Below are 24,469 nucleotides of genomic sequence, written 5' to 3' on the forward strand. Positions count from 1 at the left end.
GGCATGGTTGTGGTGTGCGTGTGCGTGGTGGGGCTCATGGGTGGCTAGCGCTCCAGTTCCTCGCCGAGAAGGCGCATCAGCTCGTCCTCGGAGAGGTCGTCGAGCTCTGCCGCCTGCTGGTCCTCGGGTTCGGCGGGCTCCGGTGCGGGAGCGGTTTCGGGCGGCAGCACCTCGGTGAGCACGTACTCGGCCAGTGCGGCGATGGTCGGGTGCTCGAAGGTGGCGGTGGCGGGCAGGCGTACGCCGAGCACTCCGTCCACCCGGGTCTTCAGCTCGACGCTGGTGATCGAGTCCATGCCCGCCTCGAAGAAGCCCGCCTCGCGTTCCAGGAGGGTGCCGCCGAGCACGGCGGCGGTCTCCTCCCGCAGACGGTCCTCAAGGAGCCGCCGGCGCACCGCGCCGGGTGCCTCGCGCAGTCGGTCCAGGAGGTCCTGGTCCACGGTGTCCGTCGCCGTGGCGGCGGTGCCCAGCAGTTCCAGCAGCGGACGGCGGCGCTTGGCCTCCAGGACCGGACGGAAGACGTTCCAGTCCACCGGCGCGACGGTCATCTGGTGGCGTCCGGCGCCCAGCAGCCGGTCGAGCGCGGTGAAACCGACCCGGTCGGGCAGCACGTGCAGGCCCATCGACTCGAAGTAGCCGACGTGTTCGGGCGAGACCATGTCGCTGCCGGACCACCAGCCCCAGTTGACGGCGAGTGCGGGCAGCCCGCGTCCGGCGCGGTCGTGCGCCATCACGTCCTGGAAGTAGTTGGCGGCGGCGTAGTGCCCCGCGAGCGCCGAGCCCCACACCGAGGAGGCGGAGGAGAACATCACGAAGAAGTCCAGTTCCGCCCGGTCCGCCAGCGCGTCCAGGACCAGGGTGCCCTCGACCTTGGGCCGCAGTACGGCGCGCAGCTGCTCCCCGTCCATGTCCTGTACGGCACACGGGTCGAACAGTCCGGCCGCGTGCACCACCCCGCGCAGCGCGGGCCACTCGGTGCCGCAGGCGTCGAAGACGGCGGCCATCCCCTCCGCGTCGGCCACGTCGACGGCGGGGGTGTGCACGGTGACGCCCGCGTCCCGCAGTTCCCCGACGGCGCGTACGGCCGGGTCGTCGGGGTCGTCCGACAGTGGCCGGCGACCGGTCAGCACCAGGTGGCGGGCCCCGTGGTCGGCGAGCCAGCGGGCGATCCGCAGGCCGAGTGCGCCGCGACCACCGGTGACGAGATAGGCGGCGTCGGCGTCGACCCGCACGGTCTCCCGCGGGTCGAGTGCGTCGGCCACGCGCAGCCGGGCGACCTTGCGGGTCCCGGTGCGGTAGGCGATCTGGTCCTCGCCGTCGGCGCGCAGCACCTCGGCCACGACGGCCGCGGCGTCGGCGTCGAGGTCGGCCGTCTCCGGGTCCAGGTCGAGCGAGCCGCCCCACACCTCGGGGTGTTCCAGCGCCACCACCCGGCCGAGTCCCCATGCCGGAGCGTGCGACGGGGTCACGGCGGTGCCGTCGACGGCGGCGGCTCCGCGGGTGACCAGCCACAGCCGGGGGGCAGGGTGTCCGTCGGTGACGGTGAGGTTCCGGGCCGCCCACAGCAGGGGGCCGCAGGAGACGGCGAGTGCGGCGTCCAGCTCCTCTCCCGGCGCCCGCGCCTCCGGGTCGGCGTCCAGCGTGCCCAGGTGCAGCAGGCCCCGGACCGGCCGCCCGGCCGACGGGAAGTCCTCGCCGGCGGCCTCCTCGGGGGTGAGCAGCCGGCAGTCGGCGCCGGTGGCCTCCAGCAGTGCGGCGACGCGGGCGGCGACGCCCTGCCGGTCGGCGACCAGCAGCCAGGTGCCCTCGCCGGCCTGGTCCGGACCGGGCCCTTGGGGGGCCTCGGCGGTGCGCCACTGAAGCTCGTAGGTGTTCTCGGCCAGTTGGGTGTCGAGGTCGTCGGTGGGGTCCGCGGTTCCCGGCCCGGTGGACACCGGCTTGGCGGGCAGCCAGTGCCGCTGTCGCTGCCAGGGGTAGCCCGGCAGGGAGACCCGCGGGGCACGGGTCGGCTGTATCGCCTCGTGCGCGAGGTCGTATCCGAGGACGTGCAGTGCGCCGGCCGCGTCGAGCAGGGTGGTGCGGCTGTCGGCGCCGGTCCGCATGGAGCCCAGCACGGTCAGGTGCTCGGCGCGGTCCGTCAGGGTCTGGGCGACCGCGGAGCGGAGCACGCTGTGCGGTCCGATCTCCACCACCGCTGTGTGGGCCTCTTCGCCCACGGCGGCTCGTACGGCGTCGGCGAAGCGCACCGGGCTGACCATGTTGGCGCACCAGTAGCCGGTGTCGAACGCACCGGGCTCGGCGGGTTTCCCGGTGACGGTGGACAGGACGGGCAGGCCGGCGGGCGCGGGAGCCGGGAGGTGGGCCAGCGCCCGCTCCAGGTCGCCCTGGACGGGCAGCATGTACGGGCTGTGGAAGGCGTACTCCTTCTGCACGGTCGCCCACTGGGCCCGGCGTGCGCGGACACGCTCCTCCACCTCGGCCAGGGCCGCCGGGTCACCGGCGATCACCGTACTGACCGGGGAGTTGACGGCGGCGACGGTGACCCGCTCCCCGTAGGGCGCGATCAGGTCGGCGACCTGGTCGGCGCCCAGGCCGACGGCTGCCATGGCGCCCTGTCCCCGGGTGGCCCCCATGACCTCGCCCCGGCGGACCACGATCTCCATCGCGGTGTCCAGGTCGAGCGCCCCGGCGGCATACGCCGCGCCGACCTCGCCCACGCTGTGTCCGAGCACCGCGTCCGGGGTGATCCCCCAGCTGCGCCACACCTCGGTGAGCGCGGCCTGCACGGCGAGCACCGCGGGCTGGGCGATCACGGTGTCGGCCAGGCGGGAGCGGGCGCGGTCGGCCGTGAGCTCGTCGACGAGTGAGAAGTCGGCCAGCCTCCGGACGACCGCGTCACAGTGCCGCAGCACCCGTGCGGCGGTGGGGTCCGCGAGCAGACCGCGTCCCATGCCGGCCCACTGGCAGCCCTGTCCGCTGTAGACGAAGAGCAGCCGTCGGTTCTCGGCGGGGACGACCGAGCCGCGCCGGATGCCGGTGGCCCGTGCCCCGCTCGCGGCGGCGGACACTGTCCTGGCCGCCTCGCTCGCCGAGCGGGCGACCACCGAGGTACGCCGCGGCAGGTGGTCACGGTGGAGCGCGGCGGTGCTGGTGATGCCCGCCCAGTCCGGTCGGCCGGCGGACGCCGCGTCGGGCCGGTCCTCGTCGGCCGCGGCCAGGAAAGAGGCGTAGGTCTCTTCGGTGGCGGCCAGGGCGTCCGGGGTGCGGGCCGACAGCAGCAGGAGTAGGGCGGAGGGCTCTTCGGCGGGCGCGGTCGCGGGGTGTGGGTGGACCTCGTCGGCGAAGTCCCGTCGGGTCTCGGGCGGGGCCTCTCCGAGGATCACATGGGCGTTGGTGCCGCTGAAGCCGAAGGAGCTGACACCGGCGGTGCGGGTGCCGTCGGGCTGCTTCCACTCGGCGAGTTCCGTGGGGATCTCCACCGGCAGCCGGTCCCACGGAAGGTGCGGGTTGGGGGTGTCGAAGTGCAGGTGCGGCGGGATCCTGCCGTGGTGCAGGGACAGCGCCACCTTGATCAGGCCGGAGACCCCGGCGGCGGCTTCCAGGTGCCCGATGTTGGTCTTCACCGAGCCGACCGTCAGCGGGTCCGCCGTGTCGGGGTCCGGGCGCAGCACGTCCACCAGGGCGCCGACCTCCATCGGGTCGCCGAGCGGGGTGCCGGTGCCGTGGGCCTCCACGTAACCGACCGTCGCCGGGTCGGTCCCGCTGTCCCGCAGCGCCTCCCGGATGACGGCCTGCTGGGCCTGCCCGTTGGGGACGGTCAGGCCGGCGCTGCGACCGTCCTGGTTGACCGCGGAGCCGCGCAGCACGGCCCACACCCGGTCCCCGTCGGCGACCGCGTCGGACAGCCGCTTGAGGACGACGACACCGCAGCCCTCGCCACGGCCGTATCCGTCGGCCGAGGCGTCGAAGGTCTTGCAGCGGCCGTCCGGGGACAGCGCGCCGAGTTTGGCCAGACTGACGGTGGTGCCGGGGGCCAGCATCAGGTTGACCCCGGCCACGATCGCCAGATCCGCCTCGCCGGAGCGCAGGCTGCGGGCGGCGAGGTGGGCGGCGACCAGTGACGAGGAGCACGCGGTGTCCACGGCCATGCTGGGACCCTGGGCACCGAGGAGGTACGACAGCCGTCCGGCGGCCACGCTGAAGGTGTTGCCGGTCGCCTGGTAGGGGTCGATGTGCTGGGTGCCGCCGGCGGACAGCAGTTGCATGTAGTCGCTGGTGTTGATGCCGACGTAGACCGCGGTGGTGGAGCCGGCGAGCCGCGCGGTGGTGCAGCCGGCGTCCGCGAGCGCCTCGGTGGCCACTTCGAGCAGCAGCCGCTGCTGCGGATCCATGCTGCGGGCTTCCCTGGGCGCGATGCCGAAGGCCTCGGCGTCGAACAGGTCTACGGGTACGTCGAGGAAGCCACCGCGGTAGGTGTACGCCTTGCCGGGCGCGGCCGGGTCCGGGTCGTAGAAGGCGTCCCGGTCCCACCGGTCCTCGGGTACGGGGGAGGTGGCGTCGCGGCCTTCCGACAGCAGCCGCCAGTAGGCGTCGAGGTCGTTGGCCCCGCCGGGGAAGCGGCAGCCCATGCCGATGATGGCGAGGGGTTCCGCGGTGGCCGACCCGGCCGCATCGGCTCGTTCGACGGACCTGGCGGGGGCGGCGGGGGCCGCCACGTCCAGGTCGGCGAGGTATTCGGCGAGTCGGCGGATGGTGGGGTGGTCGAAGACGGCCGTCGTGGGGATCTGGCGCCCCAGTGCGCGTTCGAGTCCGACGCGCAGCTCCACCACCATCGTGGAGGTGAGCCCGAGATCGAACAGTCCGGTGTCCGCGTCTAGTGCGCCGGCTTCGTCCAGCTCCATCACCGCGGCCAGTTCGCGCCTGAGGTGGGCGACGAGCGCAGCGACGTGTTCGTCGCGGTTGTCCGAGGGGACGGCCACGGGCGCGGGGCGGGAGGCCGCTGTCCGCTCGGGGACGGCATGGGGCGGCTCGACGGTCGCTGCGGCACCGGTCCCGGTGGGCACGAGCGGACTGTCCGGCCCCCAGTACGTCTGGCGCTGGAAGGGGTAGGTGGGCAACTTGGGCAGGTGGGCGGGGCGCGTGCCGGAGACCCGGGCCCAGTCCACCGGTACTCCGTCGGCCCAGACTCGGGCCAGTGACTCCAGCAGCCGGCGGTGCGAGTCGCCGTCCGAGGCCACGGAGGGCAGGCAGGTCACGGCGGCGGAACCCGCGGCGGAGACGATGTGTGGCAGCAGCCCGCCGGTGCCCAGCTCCACCACGATCCGTGTGTCGTCCGCCAGCAGGGCACGCCCGGCGTCGGCGAACCGCACCGCCTCCCGCGCATGCCGCAGCCAGTACTCGACGGTGGCCGGTTCCGGCCCGGCGAGTTCGCCGGTCAGGTCCGATACGAAGTCCAGGGCGGGTTCGTGCAGCCGTACCCCGTCGAAGGCCTCCGCGAAGGGTGCCAGCACGGGCTCCATCTGTGCGGAGTGGAACGCGTGCGACACCCGAAGGGGTACGGCGCGTATTCCGCGTTCGGAGATCCGGGCCACGACCTCCGCCACGGCGTCGCGCGGCCCGGAGACCACGGTCTCGCGCGGGCTGTTGTAGGCGGCGATCTCCACCGCTCCGGACTCGATCCCGGCGATGTGGGCGAGTTCCTCGGGGCCGCAGAACAACGCGGCCATGGCGCCGGTTCGCGGTAGGTCCGCCATCAGCCGGGCGCGAGCGGCGACGAGGCGGGCGCCGTCGGCGACGGTGAAGACTCCGGCGAGCGCGGCGGCCGCGTAGGCACCGACGCTGTGTCCCGCCACGACCTCGGGTGCCACGCCCACGGACTTCCACCACGACCCCAGCGCGACCCCGGTGGTGTACAGAGCCAGCTGGGCGACGTCGGTCTCGGCCAGCGCGGCCGCCGCCTGCGCACCGGGGTCCAGGAGGACCGCCAGCGGCGGTGCGGACAACCCGCCGACCACCGAGGCGACTTCGTCGACGGCGGCGGTCACCGCGTCCACCCGGCCGTGAAGCCCGGCGAGCACTCCGGCCAGCCTGGCCCCCTGGCCCGGCACCACGAACCCGACCCGGGGGGTGCCGGCCGCGGCGAGCCGTCCGCGGACCGTTCCGTCGGCGATCTGGTCGAGCCCGTCGGCGAGCTCGGTCGGTGAGCCGGCCACCACGGCGGCCCGCTGCGGCAGGTCCGCCCGGCCCACACCGGCCGCCCACGCGACCTCACGCAGCGCCAGAGGGGACGCCGACTCCCGCACAAAAGCGGCCATTCGACCCGCCGACGCCCGCAACGCGTCCTGATTCCGGCCGGACACCTTCACCAGCACCGGACCGTCTCCGGCAGACGCATCCGTGGCCTCGTCAGCCGTCACGGGCGCGGGCGCGGGCGCGGGCGGGGACTCCAGCACGACATGCGCGTTGGTACCGCCGAACCCGAACGAGGACACCCCCGCCACCCGCCGCTCCTCCACCCACGGCGTCAACTCCGTCTTCACCGTCACCGGCAGCTCGTCCCACGCCACCAGCGGATTCGGGGTGGACAGGTTCAGATGCGGCGGGATCACCCCACGATTCACCGTGAGAACCGTCTTGATCAGGCCCGCGATACCCGCCGCCGCCTCCAGATGCCCGATGTTCGTCTTCACCGAACCCAGCACCACCGGCCGGTCCACCGCACGCCCCGCACCCAGCACCCCGGCCAGCGCCCGCACCTCGATCGGATCACCCAGCGCCGTACCCGTACCGTGCGCCTCCACATAACCCACATCCGCAGGCGCCACCCCGCCCACCGCCAACGCCCGCCGCACCACATCCTGCTGGGCGCTGCCGCGCGGCGCCGTCAGACCGTTGCTGCGCCCGTCCTGGTTGACGGCGGAACCCTTGACCACGGCCAGGACGTCCTGCCCGTCCCGCACCGCCTCGGACAACGGCCGCAACACCACGACACCGCAGCCCTCACCCCGCACATAACCATCCGCCGAGGCATCGAAGGTCTTGCAGAGCCCCTCCGGAGACAGCATCCGCGCCTTCGACAACGCCACCGTCGTCCCCGGTGACAACAGCAGATTCACGCCGCCCACCAGCGCACGGTCGCACTCACCCGCCCGCAGCGCCTGGCACGCCAGATGCAAAGCCACCAACGACGACGAGCAGGCCGTGTCCACCACCAGGCTCGGGCCTTCAAGTCCCAGCACATACGACACCCGGTTCGCGGCGAAGTTCTGCGCGCCCCCCGTCGCCGTATAGCCGTCCAGCCCCGTCACATCACCACCCGAGGCCGTCAACCGCTCGTAGTCACTGCCGCCCATCCCGACGAACACACCCGTGCGGCTGCCCCGCAGCGAGTCCGGCGCGATCCCGGCGTGCTCCAGCGCCTCCCACACCACCTCCAGCACCAGCCGATGCTGCGGATCGACACTCACCGCCTCCCGCGGCGGAATACCGAACAACCCCGCATCGAACTCCCGCACCCCGTCGACGAACCCGCCGTGGCGTGCGTACGTCCTTCCCGGCACGTCGGGGTCCGCGTCGAAGAACCCGTCCACGTCCCACCGGTCCGCAGGCACCTCCCGCACCCCCGACCGGCCCTCGGCCAGCAGGCCCCAGAAGCCCTCGACTCCCGCACCGGCACCGGGAAAACGGCACCCCACCCCCACGACAGCGATCGGCTCGACGAATTCGTCACGCGCAGGCATGGTTCCCCCGAAAAATTCAGATGGCGATGAGGATTCGGAATCGGCAAAGGCGCACCACCCGCCGACATCGGTGTCGGCCCGTGTGCTGCGGCCCCGGCCAGAACGGCCGGAGAAATCGCCACCGCGACGACGCGGCGGCATCAGATACACAAGAGGCTTGTCGAACGCGGTGCCCGTGACAACCCTTATCCGGGCTTGTAGGGGGTTCGGGGTGCCTGTCTGACCTGCGGATCCCCGCCGACGGGCACCACCCCTACGGACCCCTGCGTGGAGCGACGGGGGCAGGGGCGCCCACGAACGGAGCGCCCCGCCCGGCGGCCTAGGGACAGCGGGGTTCGGGTGTCTGGTCGGCGGTGGGACGCAGTCGGGTGGGTGCGTAGGACGCGGTGTCGGAATGGCTGAAGGCCGACTGGACGGGCAGGTCCTGGCGCCCCTTGACGTTCAGCTTGCGGTAGATGCGGGTCAGATGCTGTTCGACGGTGCTGACGGTGATGAAGAGCTCACCGGCGATCTCCCGGTTGCTGCGGCCCTGGGTGGCGAGGTCGCACACCCGTCGTTCGGCCTCCGTGAGGTGGTCCAACAGGTCGGCGGACGTGTGCTCGTCCGCCTCCGCGGCAGTGGGCAGGGCGTCGGGAGCGGTCGGCATCGGGGGCTCCAGGGGCACGGCCGCCGGGAGGCCGGTGACCACGTGCAGGGAACGCCGGGCCGCCATGCGGGCCTGCGCTGTCTCGCCGAGTCCGCGGTGGGTCTCCTCCAGAGCGGCGAGGGCCTTCACCCACTCGGCCCGGTCGCCGCTGTGCTGCAGCTGGTTCACCGCCTCGGTGAGCAGTTCGGACCGCTGCCTGGGCGGCCGGGTGGCGGCCAGGACGCGCAGCGTCACTCCCCTCGCCCGGGAGTGTCCGCCGGACGTCAGAACCGACAGCTGCTCCTCCGCCAGGCGGCGGGCCGCGTCGGGTTCGCCGAGACCCAGTCGCGCCTCCGCCGCGCCGCAGCGCCACAGCACCATCGTGGAGTGCTTCATTCCCCACTTCGCCATCAGTTCGCCGCAGGCCTGGAAGTCGGCGAGGGCCGCCCGGTACTGGTGGGTGGCCAGATAGTGACAGCCCTTGGCATGCAGATACCGCAGCCCGGGGGTGCTCTCGAACAGCGTCTTTGGCACGGGCATGCTGAGCAGATCGGCGGCCTCGACATGCCGTCCCGTCTCGGTGAGCGCGTGGAGCAGCATGGCGTAGACGACGCCCAGACCGACGCCCCAGGCCTGCGGTGGCATCCGGCTCAGCGCTCGCCGCGCGAAGTGTTCGGCTCCGGCCAGATCGCCCTCGTACAGGGCGACTTGGGACCGCACGGAGGCCATCAGGCCTTCCCACTGGGCGGCGCCCCGGTCCGTGGCTTCCGCGAGCAACCGCTCCGCCCACTCGCGGGCCGGCCCGGGCTCGTCGCAGTCGAGCAGCGTGACCACGGCCACGGCCAGCGACTCGACGGTGCGGTCGGTGAGCCGGGTGGCGCCGAGCACGAGCTCGGCGCTGCGCACGGCGTCGGCACTGGGGCCCTGCAGCTGGACGGTACGCAGATCGGTGAAGATCTTCAGCCGGGTGGCGGTGCTGAACGCGCTGCTGGCCAGCTGCAGATCGCTCACCTTCTCCCGGGTGTCCGGGATGCGCTCGGCGAGTTGGGGGAAGACCGTGGTCAGCATCGCTCGGCGGGCGCACAGTTCCATGGCCAACGGGGGGTCCATGTCGTCCACCAGCCGCGTCAGGCTGCCGTAGAGCCGCGCGATCTTCTCGACCCGGCCGTGCGACCAGAGGATTTCCGGGAGTTCGAGGGCCAGTCGTGGTGCGAGGTGACCGTGCCTGATCGCGGCGGCCAGATACGGATACAGCCGCGGTGCCGCGGCGGGGCGCAGCCGCAGTTCGGCGCGGGCCAGCGCGGCGGCCGCCTCTGCCTGCCGCCGTAGATCGGCGGCGCTGAACCGGAGTGCGAGAAGCAGACACGCCCGGGCCTGCTCGGCGTCGTCGTCGTCGAGCATCTCGCGGGCACCGTCGATGAGGGCCTTCGCCGTCCAGGTCTCGGCGGCGTGATCGGCGCGCAGCAGCTGACGGGCGACGGCGGCCGCGGGCGCGCCCGTGTCGAGGAGCAGCCGTGCCGCCCGCTGGTGCCACGCCCTCCTGTCTTCCTGGGCCATCTCGCCCAGGATCACCCGGACCGCCGCGGGATGGCGCAGCCGGCAGCCGCACACCAGCCCGACGGCGTCGAGCTCGGCCACGGCCCGGGCGACCGCCTCCAGCGGTAGGTCGAGCAGGCGCCTCAGCAGCGCGTGGGTGGCCGCCCCGTCCAGTAACGCGATCCCGCGGGCGACCGCCAGCGTGGTCGGGCCGGCGGAGTGCAGGCAGCCCAGCAGGACGTGACCGAAGGCGGAGCCGGCCGGCGGAATGTCCTCGACCGCCGTCCGTCCGGACGCCCGCAGGTCCTGCAGCAGCGCCTGGACCAGGAGCGGGCTGCCTCCGGTGAGGGCGTGAAGGTCGGCGGCCGGTGGTGCCGCGGTGGCCGCCTCGACCATCTCCCGGACACCTTGCCGGGAGAGCGGACGGAGCCGGATGAAGCTGACGTGCGGGCGGCCGAGCAGTTCGCTGTGCAGCACCGAGTACACCTCGGCCGGCCGCGGACGTTCGGTGAGGATCACGAGCACCCGGGCGGAGGGCAGTCGGCGCACCAGCCGCACCAGGTGGGCGACGGACTCGGCGTCCGCGTTGTGTATGCCGTCCACGGTGATGACGACCGGCTTCAGCTCGGCCATGTCCCGGATGAGTCTGGGCAAGCCGGAGCCGGCCAGAACGCCACCGCCGCCCAGTAACCTCTTCGCCCGCCTGGCGTCCTCCGCACCGAGCGCGGGACTGTCGAGGAGCTCGCTCAGCATGCCGTAGGGGATGTCGCGATCGGACGGGGTGCAGCCGGCGCTGAGCACGGCCACGTCGGCGCCGGAAATCTCCTCGGTGAACTCTCTCAATAACGCGGTCTTTCCCGCACCCGCGACTGCGCTTATCAAAGCGACTCTACCGTGCCCATTTTCGCATTCCGCCAGAAGGCTTCGTATTTGCTGAAGCACTTCGCCCCGTTCGCTTAAATGCATCCTCTTCATCACTTTCCCCGTTGGGTGTTTCAACGTGCGGCAAGACCGCCACCGGACGGGATCACGCAGGTAGATGAGGCTACGCCGACCGATGACCGCTACATCGATCAGCCTAGGAGCCAGCACCCGACAAAAACCCCGAGCCCTCGGTGGACCCCTGCAACTCCTTTGCCGACCCCTCACATTTCGCCATCTGTAAACGGCCGGTTTCACGGAACCCCATAGATGGTAAAGAACCTCGAACCAACCCCTGTTACCTATGGTCACACCCCCCTGTTGTGGGCGACGGAAGTCAGGGGTTGCCCCGACGCGGACGCGCCCGGAATCGTGGGCGGGAGAACCTCCGCAGACCCCCGGTAGAGAAGAGCCCACGCCGCCCATGACCCAGCCTGCGCCCACCCGACGACAGATCCTCAAGCGCGGTGCGGGAGCAGCCGGGACCGCGGCACTGGCCGTCCCCCTCCTCAGCGGCACCGCGAAGGCCGCCGAATCCGTGGACGCCGTTGTGATCGGCAGCGGCTACGCCGGTTCGGTGGCGGCGCTGCGGCTCGCCCAGGCCGGAATCGACTCCGTCGTCCTGGAGCGGGGCAGACGGTGGACCATCACCCCCTCCGGCGACACCTTCGCACCCCAGACCCGCCCGGACGGACGGACATCCTGGCTGTCCACCACCTCCCCCTTGACCCGGGAACCGGTCAACCTGTTCACGGGCGTCCTGGAGGCATACAAGGGCGGCGGGGTGACGTGTCTGGCAGGCGCCGGAGTCGGCGGCGGCTCCCTGGTCAACTACGCCGTCATGGAAGCCCCGTCCGAGCGGCTCTTCCGCGAGAGCTTCGGCACCCGGCTCGACCACACCGAGATGGCCGACATCTGGTACCCCCGGGCGCGCCGGCTGATCGGCGTCGCTCCCATCCCCGACGACGTGCTCGCCTCGCGCCACTACTCCGACGCGCGCGGCTTCCTCACCGCCGCACAGCGCGCGGGGCTGGGGACCCGACGGGTCGACATGGCGATCGACTGGCAGACCGTGCGCGCCGAGATCGCGGGTACGGCGGTCCGCTCGGCGATCGTCGGTGACGCCATGTGGGGTATCAACAGCGGCGCCAAGCGCAGCGTGGACCGCACCGTTCTGGCCGCCGCCGAGGCAACCGGACGCGCCGAGGTGCTGCCGCTCCACCAGGTGGTGGACATCCGGGCCTTCGGCGACCGCTACGTGATCGACTGCCGGCGCATCGACGAGCAGGGCCGTGAGCTGGCGCGCCCGCGGTTCACCGCCCGCTACGTCTTCCTGGCCGCCGGCTCGCTGGGCACCACCCGCCTGCTGGTCCGGGCGAAGGCCCGCGGCGACCTGCCGCACCTCAACGACCAGGTGGGGCGCAACTGGGGCAGCGGCGGCGACCACCTCGTGGCCCACGCCGGTCTGCCGCTCACCAGCACGGCCCAAGGCGGTCCCGCGCACATCCTCGCCACCGACTGGGACAACCCGAAGGCACCGGTGAGCCTGCTGAGCTTCCCGCTGGGCTACCCGGCGCTCGGACCGCTCGTGAACACCGCGCTCGCCATGTCCGTGGCGCCCCCGATCGGCCGGTTCCGCTACCGGGCCCTGAGCGACAGCGCGGAGCTGTACTGGCCCGCCGCCGACCCCCGGATCCTGCGCGTCACCGCTGCCGTGAAGAGCACCGCGCTGCGGCTGGGCGCCGCCACCGGGCTCGGCCTCGACATCGTGACCCCCTTGCTGACCTCCCACTCCACCGGGGGCGTCGTCCTGGGCGAGGCCACCGACTCGGCGGGCCAACTGATAGGCCACCGCAACCTGTTCGCGGTGGACAGCTCCCTGCTGCCCGGATCCACCGGCGCCATGCCGCCGGCACTGACCACCACGGCCCTGGCCGACCGCTCGGTGTCACGGGCCCTGGAACACGTCATCACGACGGGCTGAACCACCGACACCGTCACACCGAGGAGCTGGGATCGCCGGCCCTGCCCCGGCTCGGGCGCCGACGGGCCCTGCACCACGAACCAGGGCGACCTTGGACGACGAACCGGCGTGACAGAGTGAGCCACGGACCACCCGATGCCCCAACTCGCTTCGCAACCAGAGGAATTCAACTGTGACCACGTCCATCATCGTCACTGGCGCCTCCGCCGGGCTGGGGGAGATCACGGCCGGGGAGCTCGCCGCCGCCGGCCATCACGTGATCCTCGCCTGCCGCAGTCCCGAGCGCGGCGAAGCCACTGCCGAGCGCATCCGGGCCCGTACCCCTGACGCCCGTCTGGAGGTGCTCGAACTCGACCTCGCCTCCCTGGAATCGGTCCGTACGGCCGCCGGGAAGCTGCTGGCGGACACCGGCCGGCCGCCCCTGCACGGACTGGTCTGCAACGCGGGCATCCAGGTCGTCAACGGAGTGCAGCAGTCGGCCGACGGATACGAACTCACCTTCGCCACCAATCACTTGGGCCACTTCCTGCTCATCCGGCTGCTCGTCGACCACATCGCGACGCCGGGGCGGATCGTGCTGGTGTCCAGCGAGGTGCACCAGGGCCCGCACAAGTCGATGGGCTTCCCCGCGCCGCGCTGGCAGCACCCCAAGGCGCTGGCCGACCCGGCGCAGACCGAGCTGGGCGACTCCCCGAAGGCGGGACGCGTCCGCTACGCCACCTCCAAGCTCGCCAACCTCTATCTGACCTACGAGTTGGCCCGCCGCCTCGACGGACGCGACATCACCGTCAACGCGTTCGACCCCGGCCTGATGCCGCAGACCGGACTCGACCGGGACTGGCCGAAGTGGACACAGCGGTCGTACCACGCGATGGCCCCGGTGCTTGTCCGGATCCTGCCGGGCGCCCGCTCCGTGGCCCGCTCCGGCGGCGACCTGGCCTGGCTGGCCACTTCCCCCGACGTCGCCGGAGTCACCGGGACCTATTTCTCGGGGCGCCGACAGCGCGCGAGCTCGCCGCAGTCACAGGACGCGTCCCTCGCGGCACAGCTGTGGGAGATCTCGGAGGAACTCGTTGCTGAACGCTGAGCGCACCCGGAACGGGCCGGCCGGCTGGATCAAGCGCTTCCACCCCTCCCCCTCGGCTGCCGTACGGCTGGTGTGCTTTCCGCACGCGGGCGGATCGGCCGGCGCGTACCTGAAGCTCTCCGCACTGTTGCGGCCCGAGGTCGAGGTCCTGGCCCTGCAGTACCCGGGGCGGCAGGACCGCTCCGCCGAGACGCCGCTGCGCGACCTGCACGCGCTCGCGGACCGGGCGAGCGAGGCCGTCGCCGCCTGCGACACCGGCCCCTGCGTCCTGTTCGGACACAGCATGGGGGCCATCGTCGCCTACGAGGTCGCCGCCCGCCTGGAAGCCCGCGGCGCGGGCCCCCTGGGAGTGGTCGCCTCCGGCAGCCCCGCTCCCTCCGCGCCTCGGGAGCAGACGGTCCACCACCTCGATGACACCGCGCTCCTGGCTGAGCTCAGGCGGCTGGCGGGCACCGACCCGCGGGTTCTCGCACAGGAGGACCTGATGAGGCTGACGCTGCCCGCGGTGCGCGCCGACTACGCGGCGCTCGAGACATACGTCCACCCGCGGGGACAGCGGCTCAACTGCCCCGTCAGAGTCGTGGTCGGCGACCGGGACCCCCTGGTGAGTCCGAGGGAGGCCCACTCCTGGGCGGAGCACACCGACGGCGGCCTCGACGTACGGGTGCTGCCCGGCGGGCACTTCTATCTCCAGGAGCAGCAGGAAGAGGTGGCGGACCTCACCCGCACCTGGATCGGCGCCCTGTCCACGGCGCGAAACCTCTGAGCACAGCCGCGGACGACTGCGTACGCCACTGAGGGCGCCCCCTGTGAAAGGGGGCGCCCTCAGCTTTGTGCGCGGCTCCCGGAACGGGCTTACGGGGTGCTCAGTCGGTCATGTAGTTGTGCAACCCGGGAATGTGCAGGGTCCCACCGAACTGGCCTGCCTGGACGACCTTCACATGGGTGAAGTAGATCAGCGGGATGTTCAGCGGCGGCGGATTGTCCGGGCTGAACGTGATCGGGATCAGGCCGAGCAGGTTGCCGGAGATGCTCTCCGTGTACATCACCGTGGCGCCGTCGCGGAACGTGGACGTCGAGCCCCGCGCCGCCTGCACGTGGTAGGTCTTGCCGGACTGCTTGTCCTTCACCGTCTGGTGCAGGTCCCCGATGTCGATTCCGTCGGAGACGACGTACTTCAACACCCTCTTGGTCTTGCCGCTCGCCGTCTTCACCGTGACGATGCCCTTGTAGTCGGCGCCCCTCAGCAGCAGCGAGCTGGCGTCCAGGTACCACGGCTCGTCGGGCAGCGGCACGGGGTTGTCGACGCCGCCCTCCTCGTCCGTGGCGACCGGGCAGTTCTCCGGGTCCGCACTGGAGCTCGCGGACGGGCTCGGCGTGGCGGTGACCTCGTCGGCCGCCTCCTTGGCCGCCTCGGTGGTGTCCTGCACCGTGTCGGACGCCTTGCCGGTGGCCTCCTCGACGGTGTCCTTCACCGTGTCGGTGGCCTTCTCGGCGGTGTCCTTGACCGGGTCGGAGTCCTTGGAGGTGTCCGTACCGGCGTCGGAGGAGCCGTCGGACGCCTCCTCGCTCGCGCTCGCGGAGGGCGTCGGCGTCGGGCTCGCGGACTCCTCGGAGGCGTTGCCGCCCGTGAAGACGTCCTCGATGGCGTCGCCGATGTTCTCCAGCAGGTTGCCGCCGCTCTCGGACGGCGAGGGGGACGCCGTGGCCGTGTCGCCGGACTGGGCCTCGCTCGACTTGCTGGGCGAAGGCGTCGGCGTGGGCTCGGCCGCCTCGTCGGAACCTGAATCCGACGAGGAGGAGTCGCCCGCGGAGTCCGAGGAACCGCCCGTACCGGAGGACTCCGAGGAACCCGAGGAGTCGGAGGAGTCCTCGCCCGCGGACGCCGACGGGGTCGGCTCGGCCGTGTCGTCGTCCGTGGACTCACTGGCGCTCGGGGACGGGGACGCCGAGGCGTCGTCCTCCAGAGCCGCCACGCAGTCCTTGTACTCGTCCGCCGTGAGGCTGTTGGACGTCGGCTTGGTGGCGTTGTCGCTGTCGGCCTGGGCGAGCGTCGGTGTGAACCCCATTCCCATGAGGACCGCGGTGGGCATCGCCGCCAGGGCTATCGCCTTGCCGGCCGGCATGTGGAACCTGGTGAACAGCGGCTTCTTGGGTGCCGCGTGTCGCGGCCCGGTTCTCACACGGGACTTGTCCACCTCAGTCCCGTGGGTCACCTCGTCAGCCGGCACTGTGCCTCCCGTTCGCCCCGTTCGCCGGGCTCGTTCCTGACAGATCGTTCGGCTTGCCCCACGCGTCCGTGTCCTGAACGGGCTTGAGGACCGTGGTGTCGGGGTCCCGGCCCTCAGGAGCGCCACCCGCTCCCGTCCCGTCCTGCGCCACCGCCTCCGAGTCGGGCGGCGTGCCCGGGACCCACGACACGGCCATCGCTCCGCCGATGAGGGCGAAGAGGAAGCCGATGAGGAAGCCACCGAGGTTGGACAGCGGGATGGAGACGAGCGCCAGCAGGATCGCCGCGACGCCCGCGAAGGTGCGGACGTGCTTCTGGAACCACAGAGTGAAGCCCAGGACGACGAGCAGCACACCGATGATCAGGGAGCTGGAGCCCCCCGCGGTCTGCATCGCCAGCGTCAGATGGCCGATCTGCAGGTTCGCGTACGGGAAGTAGGCGATCGGGAGTCCGCCGAACATGACGAACAGACCGGCCCAGAACGGCCTCGTGCCCCGCCAGGCCCGGAAGTTCCGCCGAAAGACCCGGAGGTAGTGCTCGTCATGGCCGGGCGCGGCAGGAGTCTCGGCGCTCATCGAAAACAGCTCCCTGGTACGGCGTTGCTGTGATGGTGGTGCGGTGTAGGTGGGTTGTGGTGCCTGTGACCACTTGTGAAGAAAGCGGGCGGAGAGTGGACGGGCGGGGGCGCCATCGGCTCCCCCGCCCGTCAGTGAGTGCTTAGTAGCACTCCTTGACACCCGTCGACAGCGACATCTTCAGACCGCTGAGCTTGAAGGTTCCGGCGGTGGTCGCCCACGCCGTCTGCTTCACGCCGACCAGCGTGGCCTTGTCGGCCTGCTGGGCGAAGCCGAAGGGGTTGGCCTGCTCGCCGCCACCCTTCATGCCCGGACCCTTGCTGGCGTCCTTGGCGGCCACACCGATGTCGATGTTCTCGAACGTGGCGTCGGCCTCGAGGTCGGCCACGTCGATGTACAGGTTCTTGGCCTCGACCGGCTTCTTCGGGTCTTCACCCGCCCGCAGGATCAGGCTGACACTCCCGAGGATCGGGATGTCGGGGGTGACCACGGACTGGCACAGGTTGTTGATCGTCGCGGTCTGGAACCCCGAGACGGCGACGGGGTGAACCGTCTTCTTGCCGGAGAGCGTGTAGCCCTCGTCAAGAGCGCCGTACTGCGAGAAACCGTTACCGACGAGTTTGTCGGTCGTGACCTTGAACGACTGGCCGGAGACACTGAACGACGCGGCGAGAGCGCCCTGCGCGAGGGCGACACCTATCGCAGCCGTGGCGGCGACGCTGGGCACCATGACCACAGCGAACCGCTTCCATCTGGTCCCGCCACGCACCTGGGACTCCATATTTCCTCCTTCTCGGACGTACATCTCCTGGCCTCGACCGAACTTTTCGAAGTCGACGGCTCGGCCGGGCAGGGATGGGAGAAGTGCTACGTCCTCGGGAAGGAGAGCGCCTGCGATCGGTGGCGCGAACCGCGCCCGAACAACCGGCGATCACCCCCGAGCGACAACCACTGGTCGCGCCTGACACGCATCACGCACAACCTTGCTGGACAGGCTTCGCCGGATGAGCGAAGACCCCCCTGTCCAAGAGCCGGCGCCACTGCCGCCGACTCTGCTCGGTGGGGACCCAGGAACTCCCGTGACCCGACCGGCTGTCGGGGTACGGGAATGGACCGAGCGTGGCCGATCGTGGTGCATTCTCGCCGCCCGCACAAGGGGCTTCGTTACTCGGTAGTAACGGCGGGATAACCGAACAACGACCCGCCGGTCTCGGACAGCGACTCAGGGTGGTGTCCAGTGGCCGGACAAGTCCATTAATCACCGGACAGAATCCGACAGAACGACGCCTCCGACTTACCCGCAGTAACTGCGGCCGCGATTACCAAGATTTGGTAAAGCGCGGCCGCAATGATGCTCTGTCAGCAAAATCCTTCACTCGGGCAACACGCGCCGATGCGTTTAGTGACTGGTCAGAACGGGGTCGCCGCCCCGCCCCGGGGCCCGGTCAGAACAGCGCACGCGCCAGGGCCCGGCGCGCCGCCGCGACCCGCGGGTCCTCGCCGCCGACGACCTCGAACAGCTCCAGCAGCCGAAGTCGTACGGCATCCCGGTCGTCACCCACCGTGCGCGCGACCGTGTCGATGAGCCGCCCGAAGGCGTCCTCGACATGTCCGCCCACCAGATCCAGGTCGGCGGCGGCGATCTGCGCGCTCACGTCGGCGGGCTTGTCGGCGGCGTCCTTGCGCACCTGCTGCGGGTCGAGACCCTGCACGCGCTGGAGCAACTCGGCCTGCGCGAGCCCGAGTTTGGCCTCCATGTTGGCCGGGTCCGCACTCAGTACGTTCTTGTACGCCTGGACCGCGCCGGCCAAGTCCCCCGCGTCCAGGGCCTGCACCGCGGCCTCCAGCAACGCGTCGTACGGGCCGACCGGTTCGGCGGGAGCGGACTGGGCGCCGCCGCCGGGCTCGGCGTCGGGGTCGACGGCGAGGCCGGTCAGACCGAACCGCTGCTCGGCTACGGTGACGAGCTGGTCCAGCGTCTCGCGGATCTGCGCCTCACCGGCCGCCCCCTGGAAGAGCGGCAGCGCCTGCCCGGCGACGACGGCGAACACGGCGGGAATGCCCTGCACGCCGAACTGCTGCATCAGCATCTGGTTGGCGTCGACGTCGATCTTCGCGAGGAGGAAGCGGCCGTTGTACTCGACGGCGAGCCGCTCCAGTACCGGGCTCAGCTGCTTGCAGGGCTGGCACCACTCGGCCCAGAAGTCGATGACGACGGGCACCTCGGCGGACCGCTGAAGGACCTCCCGCTCGAACCCCGCCTCATCGACGTCGATGACGAGGTCGGCGGGCGAGATGGCCCCTCCCCCGCCCTGCCGGGCGGCCTCGGCACGCACCTGCTCCGCCTTCGCCTTGGCCTCCTGGGCCGCCTTCACCGCGGCGAGGTCGACGACTCCGCTCATGGACATGTTCCGTGGCTGCATGCGTCTATCCTCCCCCGTCCGGCGCGCACTGTGAAAAGCGGTGTGAAAGCCGGGCCCCGCCCGGCCATGATGTCGACGCCGGGTCCCCACCCCACGTCAGTGGTCGTCGCTTTCGCTACGAGACGTAGCGTAATGGCATCGAGTGCCTCCGGAACACCACCCCCCGGTGATCTCCCTCACGACCACACAGAATCCCCGGATATCGCGGGGATATGGTCGGAGGATGCAGAGCCGCACCCCCGCCACCCGCCCCGGCCGCCCGCGCAGCGCGGCCGCGGCCACGGCGATCCTGGCGGCGACGCGGGAGGCTCTGGTCGACCTGGGCTGGTCGAAGCTCACCCTGGGAGACGTCGCGGCGCGCGCGGGGGTAGCGAAAACGACCATTTATCGACGCTGGCCCGGCAAGAACGAGCTGGTGGTCGACGCGGTGGCGGAGCTCTTCGACGAACTGGAGCTTCCCGACCGGGGCTCCCTGGCCGCCGACATCGAGGGCGTGGTCCTCCAGTTCGCGACGATCCTGGACCGCCCCGAGGCGAGAAGCGGCCTGATGGCGGTGGTGGCGGAGTCGACGCGGGACGAGGCGCTCAGGGAACGCATCCGCGAGTCGATCGTCGAACGCCAGAAACGGCTCGTCCTCCAGGGCCGGACCCGCGCCCAGACCCGCGGCGAGCTGCCACCCGAGTCCGATTCCAAGGACGCGGCCCGCACCGCCGACCTCGTCTTCGACGTCGTCGCCGGCGCGGTCGTCCACCGCACCCTGGTCAGCGGCCGCCCCGCCGACGAGGAGTGGGTACGCGGCTTCACCCAGGTCCTGCTGCTGGGCCTGCGGGGAGCGGCCGCGCTCCCCGCCGATCCCTGAGGGGGTCGGCAGGGAGGGAGGGCGGGCGGCTCAGAAGCCCGGCGGCTCCGTGTACACCCCCCACTCGTCCCGCAGGACCCCGCAGATCTCACCGAGGGTCGCCTCGGCCCGGACCGCCTCCAGCATCGGCTCGATCATGTTGGCGCCGCTGCGGGCGGCCGTCAGCATGGTGTCGAGGGCCGTCCGGACCGCCGACTCGTCCCTCGCCGTCCGCCGCGCGGAGAGCACCCGCACCTGCTCGCGCTCCACCTCGTGGCTCACCCGCAGGATCTCCAGGTCGCCGGTGACGGAGCCGGTGTGGGCGTTGACGCCGACGACCCGCTTGTCGCCCTTCTCCAGCGACTGCTGGTAGCGGAACGCCGACTCGGCGATCTCCCCGGTGAACCAGCCGTCCTCGATCCCTCGCAGGATGCCGGAGGTGATCGGACCGATCGGGTGCCGCCCGTCCGGGTGTGCCCTGAGGCCCCGCTCCTTGATCTGCTCGAAGATCTTCTCCGCGTCGGCCTCGATCCGGTCCGTCAGCTGCTCGACGTACCAGGCACCGCCCAGCGGGTCGGCCACGTTGGCGACGCCGGTCTCCTCCATGAGGACCTGCTGGGTGCGCAGGGCGATCTCCGCGGCCTGCTCGGAGGGCAGCGCGAGGGTCTCGTCGAGGGCGTTGGTGTGCAGCGAGTTCGTCCCGCCGAGCACGGCCGCCAGCGCCTCCACGGCCGTACGGACGACGTTGTTGTACGGCTGCTGGGCGGTCAGCGAGACGCCGGCGGTCTGGGTGTGGAAGCGCAGCCACTGCGCCTTGTCGGTCCGCGCCCCGTACACGTCCCGCATCCAGCGCGCCCAGATGCGGCGGGCGGCGCGGAACTTGGCGATCTCCTCGAAGAAATCGACGTGCGCGTCGAAGAAGAAGGACAGGCCGGGAGCGAAGACGTCGACGTCCAGACCTCGGGAGAGGCCCAGCTCGACGTAGCCGAAGCCGTCGGCGAGGGTGTACGCCAGCTCCTGCGCGGCCGTCGCCCCGGCCTCGCGGATGTGATAGCCGGAGACGGACAGCGGCTTGTAGGCGGGGATGCCGGCCGCGCAGTGCTCCATGAGGTCGCCGATGAGACGAAGGTGCGGCTCGGGCTGGAAGAGCCACTCCTTCTGGGCGATGTACTCCTTGAAGATGTCGGTCTGGAGCGTGCCGTTGAGGACGCCCGGGTCGATGCCCTGGCGCTCCGCCGCCACCAGGTACATGCAGAAGACGGGGACGGCCGGCCCGCTGATGGTCATGGACGTCGTCACGTCGCCGAGCGGGATGTCCTTGAACAGGACCTCCATGTCGGCGGCCGAGTCGATGGCGACCCCGCAGTGCCCGACCTCGCCCAGTGAGCGCGGGTCGTCGGAGTCGCGGCCCATGAGCGTCGGCATGTCGAAGGCGACCGAGAGTCCGCCGCCGCCGTTGCGGAGGATCATCTTGTAGCGCTCGTTGGTCTGCTCGGCGTTCCCGAACCCGGCGAACTGCCGGATGGTCCACGTCCGCCCTCGGTAGCCGGTCGGATACAGCCCGCGCGTGTAGGGGTACTCCCCGGGCCACCCGATCCGCTCGAAGCCCTCGTACCTGTCTCCCGGCCGGGGCCCGTACACCGGCTCCACGGGATCCCCCGAGAGCGTGCTGAAATCCGCCGTGCGCTTGCGCGCGGCGTCGTACCGGGCCTGCCAGCGACGGCGGCCCTCCTCGATGGCGTCAGCGTCCATACCCTCGAATTTACTAGGACGTCCTAGTAAATGTCGATGGGAGAACCGCCGTACGCGTCGGTACGGCGGTTGTGTCAGGCGTTGGCGACGGCCGGGGCCTGCCCGCTGACCAGGGGTTCCACCTGCGCGGTGACCTTGCGCTCGACGAAGAAGGCCGCGAAGGGAATCGTCCCGGAGAGCAGCACCCACAGCAGCTTGCCGAACGACCACTTGGCCTTGGAGCCGAGGTCGAAGGCGAAGACCAGGTAGATGATGTAGAGGAAGCCGTGGACCTGGGAGACGGCGAAGGTGACGTCCTCGCCCTTGTCGAAGCCGTACTTGAACACCATGCAGGTGCACAGCACGAGCAGCATGACGGCGGTGACGTAAGCCATCACCCGGTAGCGGGTCAGGACGCTCTTCTTCATGCGTACGAGCGTAACCACCCGTTCCGGGAGATCTTGTCCGGGGCCCGCTCAGCCCTCGTCGAAGTCGTGCGCCGCCACCCTCAGCGGCCGCAGCATCGCGAAGATCTCCGCGCACTCCTCGGCGTCGTACACCCCGAGCCCGAAGTCCATGGCCATCAGGTCGCGGGTGGCGGCCTCGACGACCTCGCGGCCCTTGCCGGTGATGGAGGCGAGCGTGCCGCGCCCGTCGTTGGGGTTGGGCCGCTTGTCGACCAGGCCCGACCTGACCAGCCGGTCGACGGTGTTCGTCACGGACGTGGGATGCACCATGAGCCGCTCGCCGATCTTGGACATCGGCAGCTCGCCGGCCTTGGAGAAGTTGAGCAGCACCAGCGCCTCGTACCGCGCGAACGTCAGCCCGTACGGCTTGACCACCGAGTCGACCTCGGCGAGCAGGATCTGCTGTGCGCGCATGATCGAGGTGATGGCGGCCATCGACGGCACGTTGCCCCAGCGCTGCTTCCAGAGTTCGTCGGCGCGCGCGATGGGATCGAAGGGAAGACTGAGCGGCTTCGGCACGCGACCGACCTTACCGGCCGGTCACATGCCGGTCAGCCCTGTCTCGCCTATCGGTCGGCCGCTCTATACGGCCGCCGGGCCGGCCAGGTCCCTGATCCGGAAGACGGACGTCGACCGGTCCTCGTGCAGACAGGCGTTCATCGGTCGGACCAGGGCCTGGTGGTCGGGGTCGGTCCGCCACCGCTGGACGGCCTGAAGGCTCTCCCACTCGCTGGTGAGCAGCCAGCGGGCGGGATCGTCCAGGGAGCGGCAGAGCTGCTCGCCGAGGTGTCCGGGGAAGCGCTCGGCGCGTTTCAGCACGGACCGGTAGGACTCCACGAAGTCGCTCTCGCGGCCCTCGCGCACGTGGAGCAGGCGCAGGACGCGCACGCGTTCCATGGGTTGCACCGTGCCTCGCGTCAGGACGGGTCGAGGACGACGGGCAGTTCCGCCAGCCCGCGGAAGGCGGGGAACGGCACCGTCATCCAGCGCGCCTCCTCCGGTGCCACCGCCAGGGTCATACGGGGGAACCGGGCGAAGAGCGAGGTGAGGGCGAGCTGCATTTCCAGCCGGGCGAGTGGTGCGCCGATGCAGTAGTGCGGGCCGTAGCCGAAGGCGAGATGGGTCGCCTGCACGTTCGGGCGCTGGACGTCCAGCTCCTCGGGCGCGGCGAACATCTCCGGGTCGCGGTTGGCGCCGGTGATGGAGATCTGGACGAGCGCGCCCTTGGGGATGAGCACGTCCCGGATCACGATGTCCTCCTTCGCGTGCCGGAAGGTCGAGTTCTCCACGGAGGTCTCGAACCGGAAGATCTCCTCGATGGCCGCGTTCATGGAGTTCGCGTCCCGCAGCGCCAGTGCCTTCTGGTCCGGCCGGCTGAGCAGGTGGTAGACGGCGTTGCCGATCTGGTACGCCGTCGACTTGTGGCCGGCGAAGAGCAGCACCCACGCCGTCGAGACGAGTTCGTGGTCGGTGAGCGCGCCTTCCTGGTCCTGGGCCGAGACGAGTGCGCTGAGCAGACCTCCGTCCGGCTCCTGACGCTTTCGGGCGCACAGGTCGACGAGATAGTCGCGCAGATTTCCCTCGGCGATTTCCAGCTTCTTCCGCGCCTCCGGTCCGAAACCGGTCTGCGCGACGGTGGCGGACCATTCCTGGGCCTGCTTGCGCTCGTTCTCCGGGACGCCCAGGAGTTCACAGATGACATGGAGCGGCAGCGGGAAACAGAACTCCGGGAGCAGGTTCACCGCCCCCGACTTCGGGCACTGCTCCAGGAGTTCGTCGGTGATCTGCTGGACGCGCGTCCGCAGCGATTCCACCCTTTTCGGAGTGAAGGTGCTGCCGACGATTCTCCTGAGCCTGGTGTGCTTCGGCGGGTCGGAGAAGAGCATGTTGTCGTCGAGCGCGATCGACGAGTCGCCGAAGATGCGGTGGTAGGCGTCGATGGCGCCGTACATGTCCTTGCTCAGCCGAGGGTCGGCGAGGGCGGCTCGGGCGTCGTCATAACGCGTGATGAGGTACGTCTCGACGCCGTGCGGCGGAGACAGCGGGCAGACCGGCGCCTTGTCCCGGAGCGCGGCGTACACGGGATGCGGGTTGGCCCGGAACTCCCGGGTGCAGTTCGAGGCCGCTGCCGCGGCCTCCTCGGGTGACAGTGCCTCGGATTCCTCGGATGCGAATGCTTGCGTCATGACTGGTCCCCGGGTCGGCGTGAATTTCCGTGGTCGGAGCCACAGTTTCCCGGGCCGCACCGCGCCGCAAACGATGCTGGTCCATATGGGTCGGCTCGCCGGAACACGTGTGTGTGACAGTCCTACT

At 71.1% G+C, this 24,469-nt stretch carries 15 protein-coding genes; 4 read left to right on the top strand and 11 right to left on the bottom strand.

The window, feature by feature from the left end; genetic code table 11:
- Positions 1-44: 44 nt before the first annotated feature.
- Positions 45-7,739: a type I polyketide synthase gene (locus AQJ67_RS09350; RefSeq protein ID WP_062717628.1), complete on the bottom strand. Its 7,695-nt coding sequence runs from the start codon at positions 7,737-7,739 to the stop codon at positions 45-47.
- Positions 7,740-8,058: 319 nt separating this feature from the next.
- Positions 8,059-11,247, bottom strand: a complete 3,189-nt coding sequence (locus tag AQJ67_RS09355; protein ID WP_341846152.1) for a helix-turn-helix transcriptional regulator — start codon at positions 11,245-11,247, stop codon at positions 8,059-8,061.
- Here AQJ67_RS09355 and AQJ67_RS09360 point away from each other — a divergent pair.
- From AQJ67_RS09360 to AQJ67_RS09370, 3 genes are all read left to right on the top strand, one after another.
- Entirely contained in the window at positions 11,246-12,805 is a 1,560-nt protein-coding gene (locus AQJ67_RS09360; RefSeq protein ID WP_062717630.1) for an FAD-binding protein, read from the top strand. The genes AQJ67_RS09355 and AQJ67_RS09360 overlap by 2 nt on opposite strands.
- 172 nt (positions 12,806-12,977) lie before the next feature.
- Positions 12,978-13,892, top strand: coding sequence for an SDR family NAD(P)-dependent oxidoreductase (locus AQJ67_RS09365; protein ID WP_062717631.1), 915 nt, complete (start codon positions 12,978-12,980; stop codon positions 13,890-13,892).
- Entirely contained in the window at positions 13,879-14,658 is a 780-nt protein-coding gene (locus AQJ67_RS09370; protein ID WP_279616880.1) for a thioesterase II family protein, read from the top strand. The genes AQJ67_RS09365 and AQJ67_RS09370 overlap by 14 nt, the downstream gene beginning before the upstream one ends.
- Positions 14,659-14,758: 100 nt before the next feature.
- Here AQJ67_RS09370 and AQJ67_RS09375 read toward each other — a convergent pair whose 3' ends face one another.
- From AQJ67_RS09375 to AQJ67_RS09390, 4 genes are all read right to left on the bottom strand, one after another.
- The gene (locus AQJ67_RS09375) at positions 14,759-16,123 is read right to left on the bottom strand and encodes a hypothetical protein (RefSeq protein ID WP_062717632.1); all 1,365 of its coding nucleotides are present in this window, start codon (positions 16,121-16,123) and stop codon (positions 14,759-14,761) included.
- A complete protein-coding gene (locus AQJ67_RS09380; RefSeq protein WP_062717633.1) occupies positions 16,113-16,697 on the bottom strand; it encodes a DUF6114 domain-containing protein in 585 nt (194 codons plus the stop codon). Before AQJ67_RS09380 ends, AQJ67_RS09375 begins: the two co-directional genes overlap by 11 nt.
- 142 nt (positions 16,698-16,839) lie before the next feature.
- Complete coding sequence (locus tag AQJ67_RS09385) at positions 16,840-17,478, bottom strand: DUF6230 family protein (protein ID WP_062717634.1); 639 nt, start codon at positions 17,476-17,478, stop codon at positions 16,840-16,842.
- Positions 17,479-18,142: 664 nt separating this feature from the next.
- A complete protein-coding gene (locus AQJ67_RS09390; protein ID WP_062717635.1) occupies positions 18,143-19,120 on the bottom strand; it encodes a tetratricopeptide repeat protein in 978 nt (325 codons plus the stop codon).
- A 223-nt stretch (positions 19,121-19,343) separates the two neighbouring features.
- Between AQJ67_RS09390 and AQJ67_RS09395 the strand changes: the two genes are divergently transcribed.
- The gene (locus AQJ67_RS09395; protein ID WP_062717636.1) at positions 19,344-19,979 is read left to right on the top strand and encodes a TetR/AcrR family transcriptional regulator; all 636 of its coding nucleotides are present in this window, start codon (positions 19,344-19,346) and stop codon (positions 19,977-19,979) included.
- Positions 19,980-20,009: 30 nt separating this feature from the next.
- Here AQJ67_RS09395 and icmA read toward each other — a convergent pair whose 3' ends face one another.
- The 5 genes from icmA to AQJ67_RS09420 all read right to left on the bottom strand — a co-directional run bounded on the left by icmA (position 20,010) and on the right by AQJ67_RS09420 (position 24,342).
- Entirely contained in the window at positions 20,010-21,710 is a 1,701-nt protein-coding gene (gene icmA / locus AQJ67_RS09400; RefSeq protein WP_062717637.1) for a coenzyme B12-dependent isobutyryl-CoA mutase large subunit, read from the bottom strand.
- A 74-nt stretch (positions 21,711-21,784) separates the two neighbouring features.
- Positions 21,785-22,117 carry a DUF3817 domain-containing protein gene (locus tag AQJ67_RS09405; RefSeq protein ID WP_062717638.1) on the bottom strand — a complete coding sequence of 111 codons (333 nt, stop codon included), beginning with the start codon at positions 22,115-22,117 and terminating at the stop codon, positions 21,785-21,787.
- A 48-nt stretch (positions 22,118-22,165) separates the two neighbouring features.
- Positions 22,166-22,675 carry a MarR family winged helix-turn-helix transcriptional regulator gene (locus tag AQJ67_RS09410; protein ID WP_062717639.1) on the bottom strand — a complete coding sequence of 170 codons (510 nt, stop codon included), beginning with the start codon at positions 22,673-22,675 and terminating at the stop codon, positions 22,166-22,168.
- Between the two features lie 63 nt (positions 22,676-22,738).
- Positions 22,739-23,053 carry an antibiotic biosynthesis monooxygenase family protein gene (locus AQJ67_RS09415; protein WP_062717640.1) on the bottom strand — a complete coding sequence of 105 codons (315 nt, stop codon included), beginning with the start codon at positions 23,051-23,053 and terminating at the stop codon, positions 22,739-22,741.
- A 20-nt stretch (positions 23,054-23,073) separates the two neighbouring features.
- Positions 23,074-24,342, bottom strand: coding sequence for a cytochrome P450 family protein (locus AQJ67_RS09420; protein WP_062717641.1), 1,269 nt, complete (start codon positions 24,340-24,342; stop codon positions 23,074-23,076).
- Between the last annotated feature and the right edge of the window lie 127 nt (positions 24,343-24,469).

Origin of the sequence: Streptomyces caeruleatus, assembly GCF_001514235.1 — a bacterium.
GTDB lineage: Bacteria > Actinomycetota > Actinomycetes > Streptomycetales > Streptomycetaceae > Streptomyces > Streptomyces caeruleatus.